20 protein-coding genes are annotated in these 19243 nt (G+C 69.4%); 17 read left to right on the forward strand and 3 right to left on the reverse strand.

Annotation, left to right across the window (positions count from 1 at the left end):
- The first annotated feature begins 340 nt into the window (after nucleotides 1–340).
- The 5 genes from rfbC to ABZT49_RS23645 all read left to right on the forward strand — a co-directional run bounded on the left by rfbC (nucleotide 341) and on the right by ABZT49_RS23645 (nucleotide 5795).
- On the forward strand, nucleotides 341–895 hold the full coding sequence (gene rfbC, locus ABZT49_RS23625) for a dTDP-4-dehydrorhamnose 3,5-epimerase (RefSeq protein ID WP_355289521.1): 555 nt from the start codon (nucleotides 341–343) through the stop codon (nucleotides 893–895).
- A 109-nt stretch (nucleotides 896–1004) separates the two neighbouring features.
- Nucleotides 1005–2057 (forward strand): dTDP-glucose 4,6-dehydratase, encoded by a 1053-nt coding sequence (gene rfbB, locus ABZT49_RS23630; RefSeq protein WP_355289523.1) that lies wholly within the window; start codon nucleotides 1005–1007, stop codon nucleotides 2055–2057.
- Nucleotides 2058–2061: 4 nt separating this feature from the next.
- A complete protein-coding gene (rfbD, locus tag ABZT49_RS23635; protein ID WP_355289525.1) occupies nucleotides 2062–2973 on the forward strand; it encodes a dTDP-4-dehydrorhamnose reductase in 912 nt (303 codons plus the stop codon).
- A gap of 116 nt (nucleotides 2974–3089) precedes the next feature.
- On the forward strand, nucleotides 3090–3980 hold the full coding sequence (rfbA, locus tag ABZT49_RS23640; RefSeq protein ID WP_355289527.1) for a glucose-1-phosphate thymidylyltransferase RfbA: 891 nt from the start codon (nucleotides 3090–3092) through the stop codon (nucleotides 3978–3980).
- A 282-nt stretch (nucleotides 3981–4262) separates the two neighbouring features.
- Complete coding sequence (locus ABZT49_RS23645; RefSeq protein ID WP_355289529.1) at nucleotides 4263–5795, forward strand: acyl-CoA carboxylase subunit beta; 1533 nt, start codon at nucleotides 4263–4265, stop codon at nucleotides 5793–5795.
- Nucleotides 5796–5860: 65 nt separating this feature from the next.
- On the opposite strand, the gene ABZT49_RS23650 is transcribed toward ABZT49_RS23645, so the two are convergent.
- Together ABZT49_RS23650 and ABZT49_RS23655 are read right to left on the reverse strand one after the other, a co-directional pair.
- Nucleotides 5861–7321: a methyl-accepting chemotaxis protein gene (locus tag ABZT49_RS23650; protein WP_355289531.1), complete on the reverse strand. Its 1461-nt coding sequence runs from the start codon at nucleotides 7319–7321 to the stop codon at nucleotides 5861–5863.
- A gap of 398 nt (nucleotides 7322–7719) precedes the next feature.
- On the reverse strand, nucleotides 7720–9102 hold the full coding sequence (locus ABZT49_RS23655) for an aminotransferase (RefSeq protein ID WP_355289616.1): 1383 nt from the start codon (nucleotides 9100–9102) through the stop codon (nucleotides 7720–7722).
- Nucleotides 9103–9293: 191 nt separating this feature from the next.
- On the opposite strand from ABZT49_RS23655, the gene ABZT49_RS23660 reads away from it, so the two are divergent.
- Nucleotides 9294–9830 (forward strand): hypothetical protein, encoded by a 537-nt coding sequence (locus ABZT49_RS23660; protein ID WP_355289533.1) that lies wholly within the window; start codon nucleotides 9294–9296, stop codon nucleotides 9828–9830.
- 18 nt (nucleotides 9831–9848) lie between these two features.
- On the opposite strand, the gene ABZT49_RS23665 is transcribed toward ABZT49_RS23660, so the two are convergent.
- Nucleotides 9849–10331 (reverse strand): MarR family transcriptional regulator, encoded by a 483-nt coding sequence (locus ABZT49_RS23665; protein WP_355289534.1) that lies wholly within the window; start codon nucleotides 10329–10331, stop codon nucleotides 9849–9851.
- Between the two features lie 269 nt (nucleotides 10332–10600).
- Between ABZT49_RS23665 and ABZT49_RS23670 the strand changes: the two genes are divergently transcribed.
- From ABZT49_RS23670 to ABZT49_RS23720, 11 genes are all read left to right on the forward strand, one after another.
- Nucleotides 10601–12229, forward strand: a complete 1629-nt coding sequence (locus ABZT49_RS23670; protein WP_355289536.1) for a long-chain-fatty-acid--CoA ligase — start codon at nucleotides 10601–10603, stop codon at nucleotides 12227–12229.
- Between the two features lie 167 nt (nucleotides 12230–12396).
- Complete coding sequence (locus ABZT49_RS23675; RefSeq protein ID WP_355289538.1) at nucleotides 12397–12801, forward strand: DUF393 domain-containing protein; 405 nt, start codon at nucleotides 12397–12399, stop codon at nucleotides 12799–12801.
- A 58-nt stretch (nucleotides 12802–12859) separates the two neighbouring features.
- Nucleotides 12860–13570, forward strand: a complete 711-nt coding sequence (locus tag ABZT49_RS23680) for an SDR family NAD(P)-dependent oxidoreductase (RefSeq protein WP_355289540.1) — start codon at nucleotides 12860–12862, stop codon at nucleotides 13568–13570.
- Between the two features lie 85 nt (nucleotides 13571–13655).
- Nucleotides 13656–13787 carry a hypothetical protein gene (locus ABZT49_RS23685; protein ID WP_355289542.1) on the forward strand — a complete coding sequence of 44 codons (132 nt, stop codon included), beginning with the start codon at nucleotides 13656–13658 and terminating at the stop codon, nucleotides 13785–13787.
- A 255-nt stretch (nucleotides 13788–14042) separates the two neighbouring features.
- Nucleotides 14043–14519, forward strand: coding sequence for a protein phosphatase CheZ (locus tag ABZT49_RS23690; protein ID WP_355289544.1), 477 nt, complete (start codon nucleotides 14043–14045; stop codon nucleotides 14517–14519).
- Between the two features lie 591 nt (nucleotides 14520–15110).
- Nucleotides 15111–15704, forward strand: a complete 594-nt coding sequence (locus tag ABZT49_RS23695) for a hypothetical protein (RefSeq protein ID WP_355289546.1) — start codon at nucleotides 15111–15113, stop codon at nucleotides 15702–15704.
- Nucleotides 15656–16555, forward strand: coding sequence for a hypothetical protein (locus tag ABZT49_RS23700; protein WP_355289547.1), 900 nt, complete (start codon nucleotides 15656–15658; stop codon nucleotides 16553–16555). The genes ABZT49_RS23695 and ABZT49_RS23700 overlap by 49 nt, the downstream gene beginning before the upstream one ends.
- A gap of 167 nt (nucleotides 16556–16722) precedes the next feature.
- Complete coding sequence (locus ABZT49_RS23705; protein WP_355289549.1) at nucleotides 16723–17205, forward strand: TerB family tellurite resistance protein; 483 nt, start codon at nucleotides 16723–16725, stop codon at nucleotides 17203–17205.
- Between the two features lie 6 nt (nucleotides 17206–17211).
- Nucleotides 17212–17964 (forward strand): glutamine amidotransferase, encoded by a 753-nt coding sequence (locus ABZT49_RS23710; protein WP_355289550.1) that lies wholly within the window; start codon nucleotides 17212–17214, stop codon nucleotides 17962–17964.
- 10 nt (nucleotides 17965–17974) lie between these two features.
- Complete coding sequence (locus tag ABZT49_RS23715; protein ID WP_355289552.1) at nucleotides 17975–18346, forward strand: CidA/LrgA family protein; 372 nt, start codon at nucleotides 17975–17977, stop codon at nucleotides 18344–18346.
- Nucleotides 18343–19059, forward strand: a complete 717-nt coding sequence (locus ABZT49_RS23720; protein WP_355289554.1) for an LrgB family protein — start codon at nucleotides 18343–18345, stop codon at nucleotides 19057–19059. The genes ABZT49_RS23715 and ABZT49_RS23720 overlap by 4 nt, the downstream gene beginning before the upstream one ends.
- Nucleotides 19060–19243: the final 184 nt, after the last annotated feature.

Below are 19243 nucleotides of genomic sequence, written 5' to 3' on the forward strand. Positions count from 1 at the left end.
CAGGCGCGGCCCGGTGGTATCGCCCGGCCGCGGCCATATTCTACCGTTGAACGAGCGGCTTGCCCTCGCCATCGCAAATATTGCCGCGATGATCCCGCAATGACGCTCCACCGAGAGCCGTCCCTGCGCGCGACGCGCCGGCCGGGGTGCAATGCCGGCTCTTGGGGATGGTCTCGCCCGGCGGTAGCCGAGGGCCCACCGACCTTGCTCATCTCGCACCGGCGAAGTAGAGGCTGCGGAACTACGCTCCTGGCAGGGCCGGCCGACGCGGTTGTGCCATCATTGCGGGGCATGAGCCCCGGCACTCGTCAGGCCGCGCGATTTCGGAAGGTGGGCAGGAATGCAGGTCATCGATCAGGCGATCCCGGCGGTGAAGCTCGTGATCCCGAAGCGGCACGGCGATGCGCGCGGCTGGTTCTCGGAGACCTACCGCGCCGACATCCTGGCCGCGCACGGCGTCGAGGACCACTTCATCCAGGACAACCAGTCCTTCTCGGCGCAACAGGGCACCGTCCGCGGCCTGCATTTCCAGCGCCACCCCTTCGCCCAGGCCAAGCTGATCCGGGCGCTCTCGGGCGCGATCCTCGACGTCGTGGTCGACCTGCGCAGGGACCAGCCGACCTACGGCCAGCACGTCGCCGCCCGCCTCGACGCCGAGAACGGCCACCAGCTCTACGTGCCGATCGGCTTCGGCCACGGCTTCTGCACCCTCGAGCCGGACACGATGGTGGCCTACAAGGTCGCCGGCGGCGTCTACAGCCCGGAGCATGACGGCTGCCTGCTCTGGAACGACCCCGATCTCGGCATCGACTGGCCGGTGAGCGAGGCCGAGGCCCAGCTCTCGGCCAAGGACAAGGCCGCGCCCCGCTTCGCCGAGCTGCCGCCGCTGTTCTGAGGCCCTGCCGTTCCGGCGGCGATCGGTTACAATCAGAAGGCGAGCCGGCCCGCCTCGTTTCCCCGCGCCCGGCTCACGCGACGCGGCTTTCCAGGAGATCACCCACCCCATGCGCATCCTCGTCACGGGCGGCTGCGGCTTCATCGGCTCGGCCCTGGTCCTGCACCTCGTCCAAGACCTCGGCCACGAGGTCCTTACCCTCGACGCGCTGACCTACGCGGCGAACCCGATCTCGCTGATGCCGCTCAAGGGCGACAACCGGCACCGCTTCGCCGAAGCCGATATCTGCGACCACGAGAGGGTCTCGAGCCTCTTCGAGGAGTTCCGCCCGCAGGCGGTGATGCATCTCGCCGCCGAGAGCCACGTCGACCGCTCGATCACCGGGCCGGGCGCCTTCATCCGCACCAACGTGGTCGGCACCCAGGTGATGCTGGAGGCGGCCCGCGCCTACTACAACGGGCTGTCCGGCGCGGAGCGCGACGCCTTCCGCTTCCTCCACGTCTCGACCGACGAGGTCTACGGCTCGCTGCCCCCGGGCGGCTTCTTCACCGAGGACAGCCGCTACGACCCGCGCTCGCCCTACTCGGCCTCGAAGGCGGCCTCCGACCATCTGGCACGGGCCTGGCACGAGACCTACGGCCTGCCAGTGCTGGTGACCAACTGCTCGAACAATTACGGACCGCGGCACTTCCCCGAGAAGCTGATTCCGCTGATGATCCTCAACGCGCTGGAGGGCAAGAACCTTCCGGTCTACGGCGACGGCCAGAACGAGCGCGACTGGATCCACGTCGAGGACCACGCCCGCGGCCTCGTCGCGGTGCTGGGGAAGGGGCGGATCGGCGAGACCTACCTGCTCGGCGGCCGCTCGGTGCGCAACAACCTCGATGTGGTCAAGACGCTGTGCGCGATCTTCGATCGCCTCCGTCCCGAGGCCGGCCCGCACGAGCGCCTGATCCAGTTCGTCACCGACCGTCCCGGCCACGACCGGCGCTACGCCATCGACCCGAGCAAGGCGGAGGCCGAGGTCGGCTACAAGCCCTCCCGCACCTTCGAGCAGGCGCTCGAGGACACCGTGCGCTGGTACCTCGACAACGAGTCCTGGTGGCGCCCGATCCGCGAGGGCCGCTATTCCGGCGAGCGCCTCGGCCTCTCGGCGGAGTGAAGCCATGACGCGAGAGATGACGCGGGAGATTCTCGTCCTCGGCGGCGGCGGCCAGGTCGGCACCGAATTGCAGCGGCAATCCTTCGGGGCGGACGTGGCGATCCACGCCCCGACCCGGGACGCCCTCGACATCACCGACGAGGCCGCGGTCGCCCGCGCCGTCGCCGAGCGGCCATGGGCCGCGGTGATCAACACCGCCGCCTACACGGCGGTCGACAAGGCTGAGAGCGACGTCGCGGCGGCCTGGCGGCTCAACGCGCTCGCCCCCGCCTATCTGGCGGCGGAGACGGCGAAGGCCGGCATCTCCCTCGTCCACGTCTCGACCGATTACGTGTTCGACGGATCAGGCACCGGCGCCTATGCCGCGGACGCCCCCGTGAACCCGGTGAGCGTCTACGGCGCCAGCAAGGCCGCCGGCGAGATGGCGGTGCGCACCGGCAACCCGCGCCACGCGGTGGTGCGCACGGCCTGGGTGGTGAGCCCGCACCGGGCGAACTTCGTCAAGACGATGCTGCGGCTTTCGGCCGAGCGCGACAAGCTGACGGTGGTCGACGACCAGCGCGGCTGCCCGACCTCGGCCGGCGACCTCGCGGCCGCGCTCGCGGCCATCGCGCTGCGCTTCGCCGCGGATGGGGATGCCCCCGCCGGCACCTATCACTGCGTCAATGCCGGGGCGACGACCTGGTACGACTTCGCCCGCGCCATCATGGCGGGCGCAGGCTCGCGCGGCGCCCGCGCGGTGCCGGTCGAGCCGATCCCCAGCACGGCGTTCAAGACCCCGGTTACCCGGCCGGCCAATTCCGAGCTCTCGACGGAGACGCTGACCGCCGCCTTCGGCCTCACGCCCCGCCCGTGGCAGGCGGCCCTCGACGACATCCTGGACCAGCTGATCGGTCCTGCTACGAAACAAGCCTAAAGCATTATCCGATCGCGTCGCGATCGGATAATTCTCAAAGTCTTCAACTTTGACGCATTTTCTATGACGAACCGGTGTTCATTTCGTCGGAAAATGCTCTAGAGGAGTATTTCACCATGAAGGGCATCGTGCTCGCCGGCGGATCCGGCACGCGGCTGCACCCGGCGACGCTGGCGATCAACAAGCAGCTGCTGCCGGTCTACGACAAGCCGATGATCTACTATCCGGTCTCGGTGCTGATGCTCGCTGGGATCCGCGACATCCTGCTGATCTCGTCGCCGGAGCATATCGACAACTACAAGCGCCTGTTCGGCACCGGCGAACAGTTCGGGATCAGCATCTCCTACGCGCTGCAGCCGAAGCCCGAGGGCCTGGCCCAGGCCTTCATCATCGGCCGCGAATTCGTCGGCGACGATTCGGTCGCGCTGGTGCTCGGCGACAACCTGTTCTTCGGCGCCGGCATGCGCCAGCTCCTGGCCAAGGCCAAGGCGCGCGAGACCGGCGCGACGGTGTTCGCCTACCACGTCGACCAGCCGGAGGCCTACGGCGTCGTCACCCTCGACAAGCAGGGCCGGGCTACCAAGCTCGTCGAGAAGCCGAAGAACCCGGAATCGCCCTGGGCGGTGACCGGCCTCTACTTCTACGACAATCAGGTGCTCGACATCGCGGCAGCGGTGAAGCCGTCGCCCCGCGGCGAACTCGAGATCACCGACGTCAACCAGGCCTATCTCGACCGCGGCCAGCTCCACGTCGAGTGCATGTCCCGCGGCTATGCCTGGCTCGACACCGGGACCCACGACAACCTGCTCGAAGCGGGCGAGTTCGTCCGCGTCATCCAGCACCGCCAGGGCATGCAGGTCGCCTGCCTGGAGGAGATCGCCTACCTCCAGGGCTTCATCACCCGCGAGCAGGTGGTGGCTCGCGGCCAGCTCTTCGCCAAGACCAATTACGGCCAGAGCCTGCTGCGCCTCGCCCGCGAGGAGGAGCCGGGCCAGGGGCTCTCCTGATCCGGAACGGCGATCGCCGGATCGAGGGCCGCGCCACCCCCGTGAGGGGAGGGCGCGGCCTTGTCCGTTCCGGCCGGCGCCCGTTCGGCCAAGACCTGCGCGAGACCTGTGCCTCGCCCGAAAAGACCGTGTTTTCGCGGCGCCCCGGCGCGTGCTAAGGCCGCTTCACGGCCAAGTCTGCCACGGCCAAGTCTGACAGGGCAGGGTCCGATGCGGGGCAGGTCCCCAAGTCGGCAGCCTCTCCGGCGGGCGCGCGACTCTTCTTCAGGAATGGGCGACAGCATGAAGGACATCCTCGATCGGCTCGACCAGCGGCGCGCGCAGGCGCGGGTCGGCGGCGGCGAGAGCCGGGTCGCGGCGCAGCACAAGCGCGGCAAGCTCACCGCGCGCGAGCGCATCGAGCTCCTCCTCGACTCCGGGTCGTTCGAGGAATTCGACATGTTCGTCCAGCACCGCTCGATCGATTTCGGGATGGAGAAGCAGAAGATCCCGGGCGACGGCGTCATCACCGGCTGGGGCACCATCAACGGCCGCGCCGTCTTCGTCTTCTCCAAGGACTTCACGGTCTTCGGCGGCTCGCTCTCCGAGGCGCACGCCCAGAAGATCATCAAGGTCCAAGACATGGCGCTCAAGATGCGCGCCCCGATCATCGGCCTGTTCGATGCCGGCGGCGCCCGCATCCAGGAGGGCGTCGCGGCGCTCGGCGGCTACGGCGAGGTGTTCAAGCGCAACGTCACGGCGTCGGGCGTGATCCCGCAGATCTCGGTGATCATGGGGCCGTGCGCCGGCGGCGACGTCTACTCGCCGGCGATGACCGACTTCATCTTCATGGTGCGCGACACGAGCTACATGTTCGTGACCGGCCCGGACGTGGTCAAGACCGTGACCAACGAGGTGGTGACGGCGGAAGAGCTCGGCGGCGCCAAGGTCCACACCTCGAAGTCGTCGATCGCCGACGGCTCCTACGAGAACGACGTCGAGGCGCTGCTGCAGATCCGGCGCCTGATGGACTTCCTGCCGGCGAACAACCAGGCCGGCGTGCCGGAGCTCGAGAGCTTCGACGACCCGTCCCGCCTCGACCGCAGCCTCGACACCCTGATCCCCGACAACCCGAACAAGCCCTACGACATGGGCGAGCTGATTCGGCGGGTGGTCGACGAGGGCGACTTCTTCGAGATCCAGTCGGCCTACGCCCGCAACATCATCACGGGCTTCGGCCGCATCGAGGGGCGCACCGTCGGCTTCGTCGCCAACCAGCCGATGGTGCTGGCGGGCGTGCTCGACTCGGACGCCTCGCGCAAGGCCGCCCGCTTCGTGCGCTTCTGCGACGCGTTCTCGATCCCGATCGTCACCTTCGTCGACGTGCCGGGCTTCCTGCCGGGCACCGCGCAGGAATACGGCGGCCTGATCAAGCACGGCGCGAAGCTCCTCTTCGCCTACAGCCAGGCGACGGTGCCGCTCGTCACCGTCATCACCCGCAAGGCCTTCGGCGGCGCCTACGACGTGATGGCGTCGAAGCATGTCGGCGGCGACGTGAACTACGCCTGGCCGACGGCGCAGATCGCCGTGATGGGCGCCAAGGGCGCGGTCGAGATCATCTTCCGCCAGGACCTCGGCGACCCGGACAAGATCGCGGCGCGTACCGCCGAGTACGAGGAGCGCTTCATGTCGCCCTTCGTGGCCGCCGAGCGCGGCTATATCGACGAGGTGATCATGCCGCATTCGACCCGGCGGCGCGTCGCCCGGGCGCTCGCCATGCTCCGCACCAAGGAGAGCGAGCAGCCCTGGAAGAAGCACGACAACATCCCGTTGTAGCAAAAAGAAGGGCGGCGGAGCCCGGCTCCGCCGCCCTCGTCCCGTCCGCGGTTTCCGGCCTTGCGTCAGCCGGCCTTCAGGAACTTCTCGACACTGCCCGTGAGGCCGCCGGAATGACCGGCGAGGGTCTCCGACACCGTCCGGACGCTCTCGGCGATCCGCCCGGTGGCACTCGCGGCGTTCGAGACCGCCACGATGTTGGTCGAGACCTCCTGCGTCGTGGCCGCCTGCTGCTCGACGGCGCTGGCGATGGCGAGCGTCAGCCGCGACAGCTCCGCCACCGCGTTGGTGATGGTGGCGATCGCCGCCACCGCCTCGCTCGTCGCCCCTTGGATGTCACCGATTCGCTGGGTGATCTCGCCGGTCGCCTTGGCAGTCTGGCCGGCGAGTTCCTTGACCTCCGCCGCAACGACCGCGAAGCCCCGCCCCGCCGCGCCGGCGCGGGCCGCCTCGATCGTGGCGTTGAGCGCCAGCAGGTTGGTCTGGTCGGCGATGGTCGAGATCATGCCGACCACCGAATCGACCTCGCGCGCCTTGTTCGAGAGGGTGCGCACCGTGGCGTCGGTCGCCTCGGCCTGGGCGGCGATCTGCTGGGCGCGCTCGGAGACGCGTCCGACCTGGTTCGAGATCTCCTGGATCGAGGCGGTCATCTCCTCAGAGCCGGCCGCCACCGTGGCGGCGCGCTCGCGGGCCTCATCGGCCGAGTGGCCGAGGCCGGCGGCGGAGCGCTGCATCTCCTCGACCGCCGCGCCCATGGCGTTCACCACCTGCGACACGTCGGAGGCCATGTTCACCTGCGCGGTGACCACCGCCCAGGTCAGCATCGGCCCGAGATAGGTGCCGTCCGGCCCCATGATCGCCGAGACCTGGAGGTCGAGCGTCTCCGGCCCGAGCTTGATCTTGGTCCGGTGCGGCAGCCGGCTCGCATCCTTCAGCATCCGGCGCTGGTGCGAGGGGTCCTTGTGGAACACGTCTATCGAGGTGCCGACCATCAGGTCGGTCGAGACCGGCAGGTACTGCCCCAGCGGGCCGAGCGTCCGGCGCGAGGCGTCGTTCATGTAGTCGATGCGGAACTCGTTGTGCGGGTCGGCGGTCATCACCGCGACCGGCATGCCCTCGATCATCGTCAGGAGACGGCTGATCTCGTTCTTCTTCCTGGTGATGTCGGCGGCGAGCTTGACCACTTTGATCGGCTTGCCGGAGGCGTCGAGGATCGGGTTGTAGGTCGCCTCGAGCCAGATGCGCTTGCGGTTCTTGCCGAAGCGCAGGAACTCGTCGGCGAAGAACTGACCCCCGCGCAGCTTCGCCCAGAATTCGGCGTAGTCCGGCGCGGCAGCCTCCTGCGGATCGACGAACATCCGGTGATGCTGGCCGACGATCTCGTCGAGCCGATAGTCGAGCAGGTTGAGGAAATTGGCGTTGGCCTTGATGACCGTGCCGTCGAGATCGAACTCGATGATGGCCAGAGACTTGTCGAATGCGGCCAACGTCGCGTCGGACACCGTCTCACGTTGCTTCCGGAACATACCGCACTCTTACCTGGGATCAAAAATCATCCAAAACCTGGACCGGAAGGCTTAAATTAGCCTTAAAAGGACAATTTTGGATATATTCCTAGTGGCGTGTACGACGATGGCGCGGATGTCGGGCGGCGAGCGCAACACCCGGATGTTCCAGGAAAAAGTTCCGATTTCGCATTGCAGCGGTACTGCGGCAGGGGCGGTGGCGCGGCGATCCGCCGGCCGCGGTTAACCGTAACGTCGCGCGGCCGCGGGCAGCGTGGCGGCGTCCGCACCCGCCGCGAACGAAGCCCGTCCGGGCCGAAAGGCCTGCGGGCCGCCGGCAAAGACCGACCTCGCCGGGAAGGGGAGGCCGGACGGGCCTAAGGATCGTCTCCCGCGGCTCGTCCGGTTCGCCGGGCGGCTCAGACCGCCGTCAGGCCCTGCTCACGAATCCAGGCCTGAGTGCGGTCGAGGGCGGTGCCGAGCCGGTCGAACAGCGTGTCGATCTCGTCCGGGCGGATCACCAGGGGTGGGCAGACCGCGACGCGGTCGCCGGTGAGGAAGCGGACGATCAGGCCTTCCTCCTGCGCGAAGGCGACGCAGCGGGCGGCGACGCCGGCCTTCGGATCGTACTGGCGCTTCGTCGCCTTGTCGGCGACGATCTCGAGGCCGCCGATCAGGCCGAGGCCCTTGGCCTCGCCGACGAGCGGGTGCTCCTCCAGGGCCGACAGGCGGCGCTGGAAGTGCGGCGCCTTCTCGGCCGCGCCCTCGATGATCTTGTCGCGCCGGTAGATCTCGATGGTCTTCAACGCCACCGCGCTCGCCACCGGATGACCCGAATAGGTGGTGCCGTGGCCGAAGGTGCCGATCTTGCGGCTCTGGTCCTGCATCGCCTGGTACAGCGTCTCGTCGACGGTGACGCCGCCGAGCGGCATGTAGGCCGAGGTGAGCGCCTTGGCGAAGGACAGGCTGTGGGGCTTCATGCCCATGGCCTCGGAGCCAAACCAGGTGCCGAGCCGGCCGAAGCCACAGATCACCTCGTCGGCGATCAGGCGCACGTCGTAGCGGGCGAGCACCGGCTCGATGGCGGCGAAATAGCCCTTCGGCGGCACGATGGCGCCGCCGGCGCCCATCACCGGCTCGGCGATGAAGGCCGCCACGGTCTCCGGCCCCTCGCGCAGGATCATCTCCTCGAGTTCGCTCGCCAAGCGCGCCGAATAGGCCTCCTCGCTCTCGCCGGCTTCGGCCCCACGGTAGTGGTGCGGGCAGGCGGCGTGCAGGAAGCCCGGCAGCGGCAGGTCCCAGTCGGCGTGGTTGGCGGTCAGCCCGGTGAGCGAGGCCGACGCCACCGTGACGCCGTGATAGCCCTTGTGCCGGCCGATGATCTTCTTCTTCTGCGGCCGGCCGAGCGCGTTGTTGAGGTACCAGGTCAGCTTGACCTGGGTGTCGTTGGCCTCCGAGCCCGAGGAGGTGAAGAACACCTTCGAGACCGGGATCGGCGCCAGTTCCTTCAGGGTCTCGGCGAGCTCGATCGCGGGGTCGTGGCTGCGGCCGGAGAAGAGATGGGTGAAGGGCAGGCGCGACATCTGCTCGCGGGCGGCCTCAACCAGCTCCTCGTTGGAATAGCCGAGCGCGGTGCACCACAGGCCCGCCATGCCCTCGAGATAGGGCCGCCCGTCGGTGTCGTAGACCCAGACGCCGTGGCCGCGCTCCAGCACCAGCGGCCCGGTCTGCCGGAAGGCCGCGAGGTTGGTGTAGGGGTGAATCAGGGTTTCGACGTCGCGGGTGGCGAGGTTCGAGAGCATCGTCTCTGTCACTTTCCTTGTCGCGAGGAAGCGCCGGACTGTCCCGGCGCCGCCTCAGATCCGGGCTCGGACCGAGCCCTGTCGCGGCGGAGCAGAATTCGCTTGCGCCGTCACACTAGCGGCGCGATGCCGACGCACAACCCGGGCCGCTCTCGCGGGCCGCCCGCACAATCCTGGTCAGACCGACGCGCATGCTCGACCCCGCCCAAATCGTCTCGACGCCCGCGCCCGGCCGGGCCTGCGGCGCCTGTACCCTGTGCTGCAAGGTCTACGACGTGCCGGCGGTGGAGAGCGTGGCCGGGGAATGGTGCCGCCACGCCAAGCCCGGCCGCGGCTGCGGCATCCACGAGACCCGGCCCGGCCATTGCCGCGCCTTCTTCTGCCTCTGGATGACCGAGGGCTGGCTCGGCCCGGAATGGAAGCCCGACAAGGCCAAGATGGTGCTGAGCGTCGATCCGACGACGCGCTTCCTGCACGTCCAGGTCGATCCGAACCAGCCGACTGTCTGGCGGAGGGAGCCCTATTACGGCCAGCTCAAGCGCTGGGCGGCCGCCTCCCTGGCGCAGGGCCGGCACGTGCTGGTCTTCGTCAATTACAGCGCCACCGTGGTGCTGCCGGACCGGGACGAGCCGCTCGGCGTCTTCCTGCCCGGCGACCGGCTGTTTTCCCGCGAGCGGATGACGCCGAACGGCGTCGTCATCGAGGTGGAGAAGCGGACGGTGGTGTGAGGCGCCCCGGACGCAGGGTCAGCCCCCGTCGGCCCGGGCGGTGTCGCGCCAGGCCAGCACCACCCGCTCCAGTTCGGCGACGTCGCCGGGGGGCAGGCGGCCCAGCGTGCGGGCGACGTAGGCTTGCTGGGCCGCGATGCCGGTGCGGGCGAGCGCCAGCCCGGCCTCGGTCAGGTGCAGGGCGTGAGAGCGCCGGTCGCCGGGGATCGGGCGGCGCTCGACCAAGCCGGCCTCGACCAGCCGGTCGATCAGCCCCGAGACGTTGCCCTTCGTCACGTAGAGCCGCTCGGCCAGGTCCTGCTGCGTCAGGCCTTCGCGCTCGGACAGGGTCGAGAGCACGTCGAATTGCGGGATCGACAGCCCGACGGCCTTGAGCTCGGCCGCCACCGCGGCCGAGACGCGCCGGTGCAGGCGGATGAAGCGGAACCAGACCCGCAGCGGGTCGGCCTCGGCCGGGGCGTCTGCCCCAGCCGCTCGGTGGGGGCGCGAGGATGCGGTCATCGAGATAGTTTACATCAGAACCATCCCGGCGCCAGAACCCTCCCGTCCTTCAGGCCGGCCGATCCCCGCCCGGATGCTCCCCGAGCCACGGTTTCAGTCCAAGGTCGTATCCTGCCCCGGAGCCGCCGCTCTCCGGCCCGCTCTAGCCGCCCCCGCACCGCTGCCATAAGCTAACGGCCGCAAGACCGCGGGCGGACAAGCCCCGGCGACGAGGGCCGCGACGACGAGCGCGGCTCCCCTGAGGAAGCCCACGGGAAGGACGACACGCCATGCTCGGCCTGATGCAGGACTGGCCCCTGCTGATCCACCGCATCATCGATTACGCCGCGATCCAGCACGGCGCCCGCCCGGTGATCACGCGCTCGGTCGAGGGACCGATGCACACGACCACCTATGCCGAAATCCGCCAGCGCTCCCTGCGCCTGTCGAAGCGGCTCGCCGCCGACGGCATCCGCCTCGGCGACCGGATCGCGACGCTCGCCTGGAACACCTGGCGCCACCTGGAGGCCTGGTACGGCATCACCGGCATCGGGGCGATCTACCACACGGTCAACCCGCGGCTGTTCGAGGACCAGATCGCCTACATCATCAACCACGCCGAGGACCGGATCCTCCTCCTCGACCTGACCTTCCTGCCGCTGGTCGAGCGGCTGGCGGACAAGCTGCCGACGGTCGAGCGCTTCGTGATCCTCACCGACGGCGCCCACATGCCGCAGACGAGCTTGCGCAACGCCGTCGCCTACGAGGACTGGCTGGCAGAGGCCGACGACGACTTCGCCTGGGCCACCTTCGAGGAGAACACGGCCGCCGGCCTGTGCTACACCTCGGGCACCACCGGCCTGCCGAAGGGCGTGCTCTACTCGCACCGCTCGAACGTGCTGCTCGGGCTGATGGTCAACAACCCCGCCTTCATCGCGCTGAAGCCCACCGACATGGCGATGCCGGTGGTGCCGATGTTCCACGCCAATGCCTGGGGCTTCGCCTTCGCGGCGCCGATGTCCGGCGCCGGGCTCGTCATGCCGGGGGCGAAGCTCGACGGCGCCTCGGTGCTCGACATCCTCGAGACCACCGGCGTCACCGTGACGGCGGCGGTGCCCACCGTCTGGCTCGGCCTCTTGCAGCACCTCGATGCCACGGGCCAGCGCCTGACCCATCTCAAGCGCGTGGTGATCGGCGGCTCGGCCTGCCCGCGGGCGATGACCGAGCGCTTCGAGCGCGATTACGGCGTCACCGTCGACCATGCCTGGGGCATGACCGAGATGAGCCCGATCGGCTCCTACTGCTCGCTCAAGCCGGAGGTGTCCCACCTTGAGGGCGAGGAGCGCCTCGACCTCAAGATGAAGCAGGGCTACGCCCCGTTCGGCGTCGACTTCCGGCTCACCGACGACGACGGCCGCGACCTGCCCTGGGACGGCACCACCTTCGGGCGGCTCAAGGTCGCAGGCTTCGCGGTGGCGAAGGCCTATTTCCGCTCGGACGAGCTGATCCTCGACGATCGCGGCTTCTTCGATACCGGCGACGTCGCCACCATCGATCCGAACGGCTACATGGCGATCACCGATCGCTCGAAGGACGTGATCAAGTCCGGCGGCGAGTGGATCTCCTCGATCGACCTCGAGAACCTGGCGGTCGGCCATCCGGACGTGGCGGAGGCGGCGGTGATCGGCGTGCAGCACCCGAAATGGGACGAGCGCCCGCTGCTGATCGTGGTGCCCAAGGAGGGCCGCACCCCCGACAAGGCCGACATCCTAGCCTTCATGGCGCCGCGCATCGCCAAGTGGTGGATGCCCGACGACGTGGTGGTGGTGGAGGCGATCCCCCATACCGCCACCGGCAAGATCCAGAAGACGGCGCTCCGGGACCAGTTCCGCGACTACCGGCTGCCCGGGGGGGCGTGAGCATCGGGGGCGGGCGCCTTCGGGCGCTCGCCTCGCGGCGGGCCGGCGGCGTCCGGCCGAAGAATCCCGCGGCGCGACCTTATCGCGCGTCCGGCCCACCCTGACGAACGTCCCCGTGCGCCCATCTGGACCAGGGTGAACCTTGCGGCAGCGGCGAGAGGGTGAGCGTGCCGGACGATCTGACCGTCTATTACGATGGGGCCTGCCCACTCTGCCGGACCGAGATCGGGCATTACCAGGGCTGTGCCGGGGCCGAGCGGGTGCGCTTCGTCGATCTCGCGACGGTTCGGGACGACGCATCCTTAGGGCCAGAACTCGACCGGGCCGCCGCGCAGGCGCGGTTCCATGTGCGTGAGGCGGATGGGCGCCTGGTGTCCGGCGCGGCGGCATTTGCCCGTCTGTGGCGCCGTCTGCCGGCCTGGCGCCGGCTCGGCCGGCTCGTCGAGGTCCGGATCCTTGGCTTTCGTCCCGTGCTGCTCCTTGCTGAAGCGGCCTACCGCCTCTTCCTCCCGCTGCGGCCGCGCCTCGCGAAAGTGCTGAGCCGCAGCGGCGTTCTCCGGACATCGGCGTGAGCCCCGGAGCCGGCCGGGTGCCGCGCGGGTGCCTCGTCCCCTCGCAGGACGGTGTCGCATGAGCAGCGCGGTCGTCGTCGGCGCCTCGGGCGGGATCGGGGGCGCCCTCGTCGCGGCGCTCGCCGCAGGCGGGGCGCACGGGACGGTGTTCGCCCTGTCGCGCAGGCCTGCGCCGCAGCCGGATCCCGTGCGGTCCGTGCCCGTCGACGTCACCGACGAGGACACGATCGCGGCGGCGGCGCGGACAATCGGCGAGGCCGGACCGGTCGGTCTCGTCATCGTCGCGAGCGGCATCTTGCACGGGCAGGGCGTCTCCCCCGAGAAGGCGATCCGGGCGATTGATCCGGCCGCGATGGCCGCCGTGATGGCCGTCAACGCGATCGGGCCGGCGCTCGTCGCCAAGCACCTCCTGCCGCTGATGCCGCGCAAGGGGCGCAGCGTCTTTTCCGCCCTCTCGGCGCGGGTCGGCTCGATCGGCGACAACCGCTTGGGGGGATGGTACGCCTACCGCGCCTCGAAGGCGGCGCTGAACCAGGTCCTGCGCACCCTCGCCGTCGAGACGGCGCGCACCCATCCCGAGCTGATCGTGGCGGGCCTCCATCCCGGGACGGTGCAGACGGCGCTGTCGCGGCCGTTCCGCCCGGATCCGGGGCCCGGCCTGTTCGCGCCGGAGGAGAGCGCCGCCCATCTCGTCCGGGTCTTGGACGGGCTGCGGATCGGTGATTCCGGCGGGGTCTTCGCCTGGGACGGGCAGCCGGTCCCGCCGTGAGGCGCGGCGCCCGGCATTCGCGTCGCGTGCAACCAACGGCGGGACTCCGTGATTGACCCCGATGAACCCCCCGATGGAGAGCACGATGCCGACGTGGAAGACCGTGGCCGAACTGGCGGCCGAGCGAAACATCGACCTTGCGACCGCTCAGGCCCTGGTCGACGCTACCAATTGCCCGAAGGTGTTCGGGCTGCACGGCACCGTGTACCTGATCTGACCGCCGCCGCACTGGCCGGGCGCGTCTGCGGGCGACGCCCCGTCCGCTCTTGCGCGACCCGGCCAGATCACCGTTAGCGGGCGTCGTCGTCCGGTCGATGCACCGTGCCGATCTCCCGATATTCGTAAAGGTTTAATCCGGGCCGGCTACCGTGGACGGCGTCATCATAGCGTATAGCGTCCCGGAATCATGAACAGCGGCACGGCGAAATTCGGATCGCTCGAAGACAGCACCGCCCTCCTGCAGAGTCACGTATTGGCGATCTCCGAGGCGATCGCCCGGACGCGGCAGGAGATCGCCGAGATCCGGGAGGAGCAGGATGCCGGGCGCACCCGCGACGAGCTGAACGCCGTCGTGCGCGGCACCGAGCAGGCCACCGACACGATCCTGACGGCCTCGGAGGCGGTCGATGCGCTGGCCGGCGGGATCGCCCGGCGCGCCGGAGACGACGCGACCCGGGACGACGCGCTGGCGATCCAGGCCCAGATGCAGACGATCTTCGAGGCTTGCAACTTCCAGGACCTGACCGGCCAGCGGATCGCGAAGGTCGTGCGGACCATCGTCCTCGTCGAGGAGCGGGTCGCCGAGATGATGCGCCTCTGGTCCAACTCCACCTCGCCGTCGAAATCGGCCGCGGAGCGGCGCCAGGGCGAGGATTCCCTCCTCAACGGTCCCGCCCTTCCCGGAGACGCCGCCGTCTCGCAGGACGCCGTCGACGCGATGTTCCCGTAAGGGATCGCGTTCGTCCCGGCGGACGGCATCGACCCTACCGGCGACCTCATCCTGAGGTGTGGAGCGATCTTCGATCGGCCGGCACCTCAGGATGAGGTTGCGGGTGGGACGAAGATCATCGATCGAACCGGACACGGGCCGGAGAACGGTCGAGAATTCGGCTTATCCTCGTACCGCTGCCGGCAAGAATGTCTGCTCCATCCCGCCTGTACACACTGGTCATCCGCGCATGACAGGTCCGGGTGGAAGCCTGTTCGTCAGAGCGTGATAGTGCCGCGCGAGACGCCGGCACCGCACCCTCGTGGCTCAGATTTTACAATCCTTGGTTGAGAAGATGGACCGGACGTCGCTTCTGGTGATCGTTCTTCTCGTCATCTTTTCGTCACGGAACGACTAAGGCGAAAGGCTTGATAAACCTTTGGGGAGCAACGACGTCTGATTGTGTTGCCTGAACCAATGCCAATCACAATGTATATTATAATTATTTGAAGGTTTTAATCTCCAATAAATGAACCGAATTCCCGTTCGATCGTTGGTAGCGGCGATACAAAACAGAACGGGACGTCAGGAATGCTGTGGAATAGCCGGGCGATGCGCATCCTGATCGGTGCGCTTCTGCTTGGAGCGGCGTTGCTCGCGGTGCTGCCGGCGCTGACCGGCTATACCAGTCTCGACGGGACGGTGAATGCCCGTTTCACCGTGATCGCCGCGCCGATCGAGGGCGTGGTGTCCGACACGCCGCCGAAGGTCGGGACCGCCGTCCCCGAGAGCACGCAGCTGTTCCGGATCCGTAACGAGCGCATCGCCCGCACGGCGCAAGCGCAGCTGGAGGCCGATCTCGGGGCGACGCGCGAGCGCCTGCGCGCCCTCGAAGGGCAAATCGGCTCGCTCTCCGCCATCAAGAGCGACCTCGCCGCCCGATTGAAGGAATATCAGCAGGCCAGCATCACCAGCGTGCAGCAGGAGATCGTCATCCGCCAGCAGCGGATCACGTCGGCGCAGGCGCAGCAGGTCTCCGCCCAGGCCGATCTGGTGCGCAAGACCACGCTCGGCGCCACCGGTGTGGTGGCCGGCAGCTCCGTCGAGCAGGCGCTGGCCCGCTGCGCGGCCCCGGCCTCACCCTGTTCCAGCGCTTCATGTTCCTGCCGCTGTCCTGGCTCGTCCAGTACACCGTCCGCTTCGTGATCCTGGTGGTGCCGGCGGTCTATCTCTGGACCGGCGCCGCGCCGCTCTACTTCACCGGCACGCAGGACATCGTCTGGTACCAGCTGCCGGTGCTGGCGGCCTATTTCCTGCTGATGGGCTGGCTGACGCCGACGCGCTACCTGCCGCTGGTCTCCTCGGCGGTCGGCGCCTTCGCGACCTTCCGCATGCTGCCGGTGGTGATCTCCAGCCTGGTCAAGCCCTTCGGCGTGCCGTTCCGGGTGACGCCCAAGGGCTCGTGCAACGAGGACTCGGCGTTCGACGCCTACACCTTCTTCTCGATCGCGTTCTGGATCGCCGTCACGGCGCTCGGCCTCGTGGTCAACGTCGTGCCCGAATGGTCGCGGATCGGGGAGGGGGAGTTCTCGGTCGTCTCGGCCTGGTGGGCGGTCGTCAACATCGCGGTGCTGATGGTGGCGTCCCTGATCTGCTTCGAGAAGCCGAGGCCGCTCCTCGACAGCTTCGCCACGAACGAGGCGGCCCGGATCGCGCACGGCGAGGCGGTGCTCGCCGGCCGGATCACCAGCCTCTCGCTTGAGGGCGGCATCGTCGAGCTCGACGCCGCGCCGACGGCGCGGGCGGGCGATCCGGTGACCGTCGAGATGGAGCGGTTCCCGCACCTGCGGGGCACGGTCGAAGCGGTGTCCCGCCTGGCGCGGGGCGGCTTCGCGATGAAGGTCCGCTACACCCTGGAGGGCGAGTGCCGCGACCGGATGATCGTGACGCTCTATACCGGGCAGTACTCGCAGGACATCCACGAGCTCGACAAGTCGGCGATCGCCAGCGGCCTGTGGTCCCGCATGTTCGGCCGCACCGTGCGGGCGACCGCCTGACCCTACGGCATCGGCGAGATTGCCGGGCGAGGGCCTGTGCAGAAAGCGGATGCAGGGCTCGGGGCGGCGCCCCGGCGCGCGGAGCGCTTGACGCTGGGCCGGCGATTCCGGACCATGGCGTTGCACGATCGAAAATCCTCACCGAAAATCCCTGCCACATCTCCCCGATGCCCCTGATTGCCCGCCTTCGCGCCTACGCCGCCGAGATGTTCGGCGCGCCCGCCACCCCGCCCGACCCGGAGGCGGAGCAGCACCTCGCCGCCGTGGCCCTGCTCGTCCACGTCGCCCGGGTCGACGGCACGCTGGCCGCGGTGGAGCGCGACCGGCTCGCGCGCCTCCTCACCCACCGTTTCGCCCCCGACGAGGCGCGGGCGCGGGCGCTGATCGAGCGGGCCATCGGCTTCGATAACGAGACCCGCGACGTGGCCGAACTCGTCGAGATGATCGGCCGCGACGTGCCGGAGGAGGAGCGGCGCGGGCTCCTCGGCCTCGCCTGGGCGGTCGCCGCCGCCGACGGGCAGGTGCACGAATTCGAGGACGACCTCGTCTGGCGCGTCGGCCAGCTCCTCGGCTTCGACGACGCCGCGATCACCGCCACCCGGGCGGTCGCCCTGGCGGGGCTGCCGCTGCCGCAGGTCCCGGTCCGGTAGCCGGCGATGGTCAGCCCCTTCGTGATGCCGCGATCCGGGCACAAGCCCGTGCTGCTGGTCCTGCACCAGGAGCAATCCACCCCCGGCCGCCTCGGCCGGCTGCTCCAGGAGCGCGGCCACCCCCTCGACACCCGCCGTCCCCGCTTCGGCGATCCCCTGCCGGAGACGATGCGGGACCATGCCGGCGCGGTGATCTTCGGCGGGCCGATGAGCGCCAATGACGGCGACGACTTCGTGCGGCAGGAGATCGACTGGATCCAGGTGCCTTTGCGCGAGGAGCGCCCCTTCCTCGGCCTGTGCCTCGGCGCGCAGATGCTGGCGAAGTGCCTCGGCGCCACGGTCTGCGCCCATCCCGACGGCAAGGCCGAGATCGGCTACTACCCGCTGCTGCCGACCGCGGCCGGGCGCGACTTCGAAGGCGAAATCGGCCAGTCCTGGCCGTCGCACGTCTATCACTGGCACCGGGAGGGCTTCACCTGCCCGGCGGGCGCCGACACGCTCGCCACCGGCGACGATTTCCCGACCCAGGCGATCCGGGTCGGGCCGGCGGCCTTCGGCCTCCAGTTCCACCCCGAGGTCACTCACGCGATGATCTGCCGCTGGACCGTGCGGGCCGCCGAGCGCCTGTGCCTGCCCGGCGCGCAGGACCGGGCGCGGCAGATCGAGGGCCGGCTGATGCATGACGGCCGCGTGGTGGCCTGGCTCGACGCCTTCCTCGACCACTGGCTCGCCGGGGCGGGCGTGCAGATCGCGTCATGACCGCCGCCTCATGATCCTCAGCCTGACCCTGCTGCTGCTCTGCCAGCTCGCCGGCGAGATTCTGGCCCGCGCCCTCGCGCTGCCAGTCCCGGGCCCGGTCGTCGGCATGGCGCTGCTCCTCGGGGTGCTCGCCTTGCGTGACAGGCGCCCCGGCGGGCTGCCGGCGCCGCTCACCGACGGTACGCTGGAGCGCACCGGCAAGGGGCTGCTCGCCCATCTCTCGCTGCTCTTCGTGCCGGCGGGTGCCGGGGTGATCGGCCGGCTCGACGTGCTGGCCGCCCACGGCCTGGCGCTCGCAGCGGCCCTGGTGGTCTCGACGGTGCTGGCGCTGATCGCCACGGTCTACACCTTCGCCTATGTCGCCCGGCGGACCGGGCGATGACGGGGGACTTCGCCCTCTGGGTGTTCCTGTCGCGCACGCCGCTCCTGTGGCTCACCGTGACGCTCACCGCCTACGTCGTCGCCGACCGGGTCTCCGCCGCCACCGGCCGCCACCCGCTGGCGAACCCCGTGCTTCACGCGATCTGGATGGTCGGCCTGGTGCTGATCGTCACCCGCACGCCCTACGCGGTGTATTTCGAGGGCGCGCAATTCGTGCACTTCCTGCTCGGCCCCGCCACGGTGGCGCTGGCGATCCCGCTCTACGAGCACCGCAAGACCGTGACCCGGGTGCTGGTGCCGATGCTGGCCGCCCTCGTGGTCGGCTCCACGGTCGCCCTCGTCACCGGCATCGGCACGGCGAAGCTCCTCGGCGTGCCGGATGCGATCCTGATCGCGCTGGCGCCGAAATCCGTCACCGCCAGCGTCGCCATGGGCATCACCTCGGCGCTCGGCGGCGATCCGACGCTGACCGCCGTGCTGGTGATCCTCACCGGCATCCTCGGCGCCATCGTGGTGACGCCGCTCCTCGACCGCCTCGGCATGAAGGATTACCGCGCCCGCGGCTTCGCGGCGGGGCTGGCCGCCCACGGCATCGGCACCGCCCGCGCCTTCCAGGTCAGCGAGGTCGCCGGCACCTTCGCGGGCATCGCCATGGGGCTCAACGCCTTCCTGACGGCAGTGCTGGTGCCGCTGGCGCTGGCGGTGCTGCGCTGAGCGGCGTCGCATGCGCGATTCCGACGGCGGCGCGAGGTTCTGCCCCTCATGATCGGGCAGACTTGGGACTTACTTGGATGACACTCTCCGGGTCATCCCGGGGCTCGCTGCAAGCGAGAACCCGGGATCCATAACCGCCAACCGTCCAGGATGAGGCGGTGCGCGTCCCAATTGAGCCTGCACT

The sequence above is a fragment of the Methylobacterium sp. EM32 genome (assembly GCF_040593685.1).
Classification (GTDB): domain Bacteria; phylum Pseudomonadota; class Alphaproteobacteria; order Rhizobiales; family Beijerinckiaceae; genus Methylobacterium.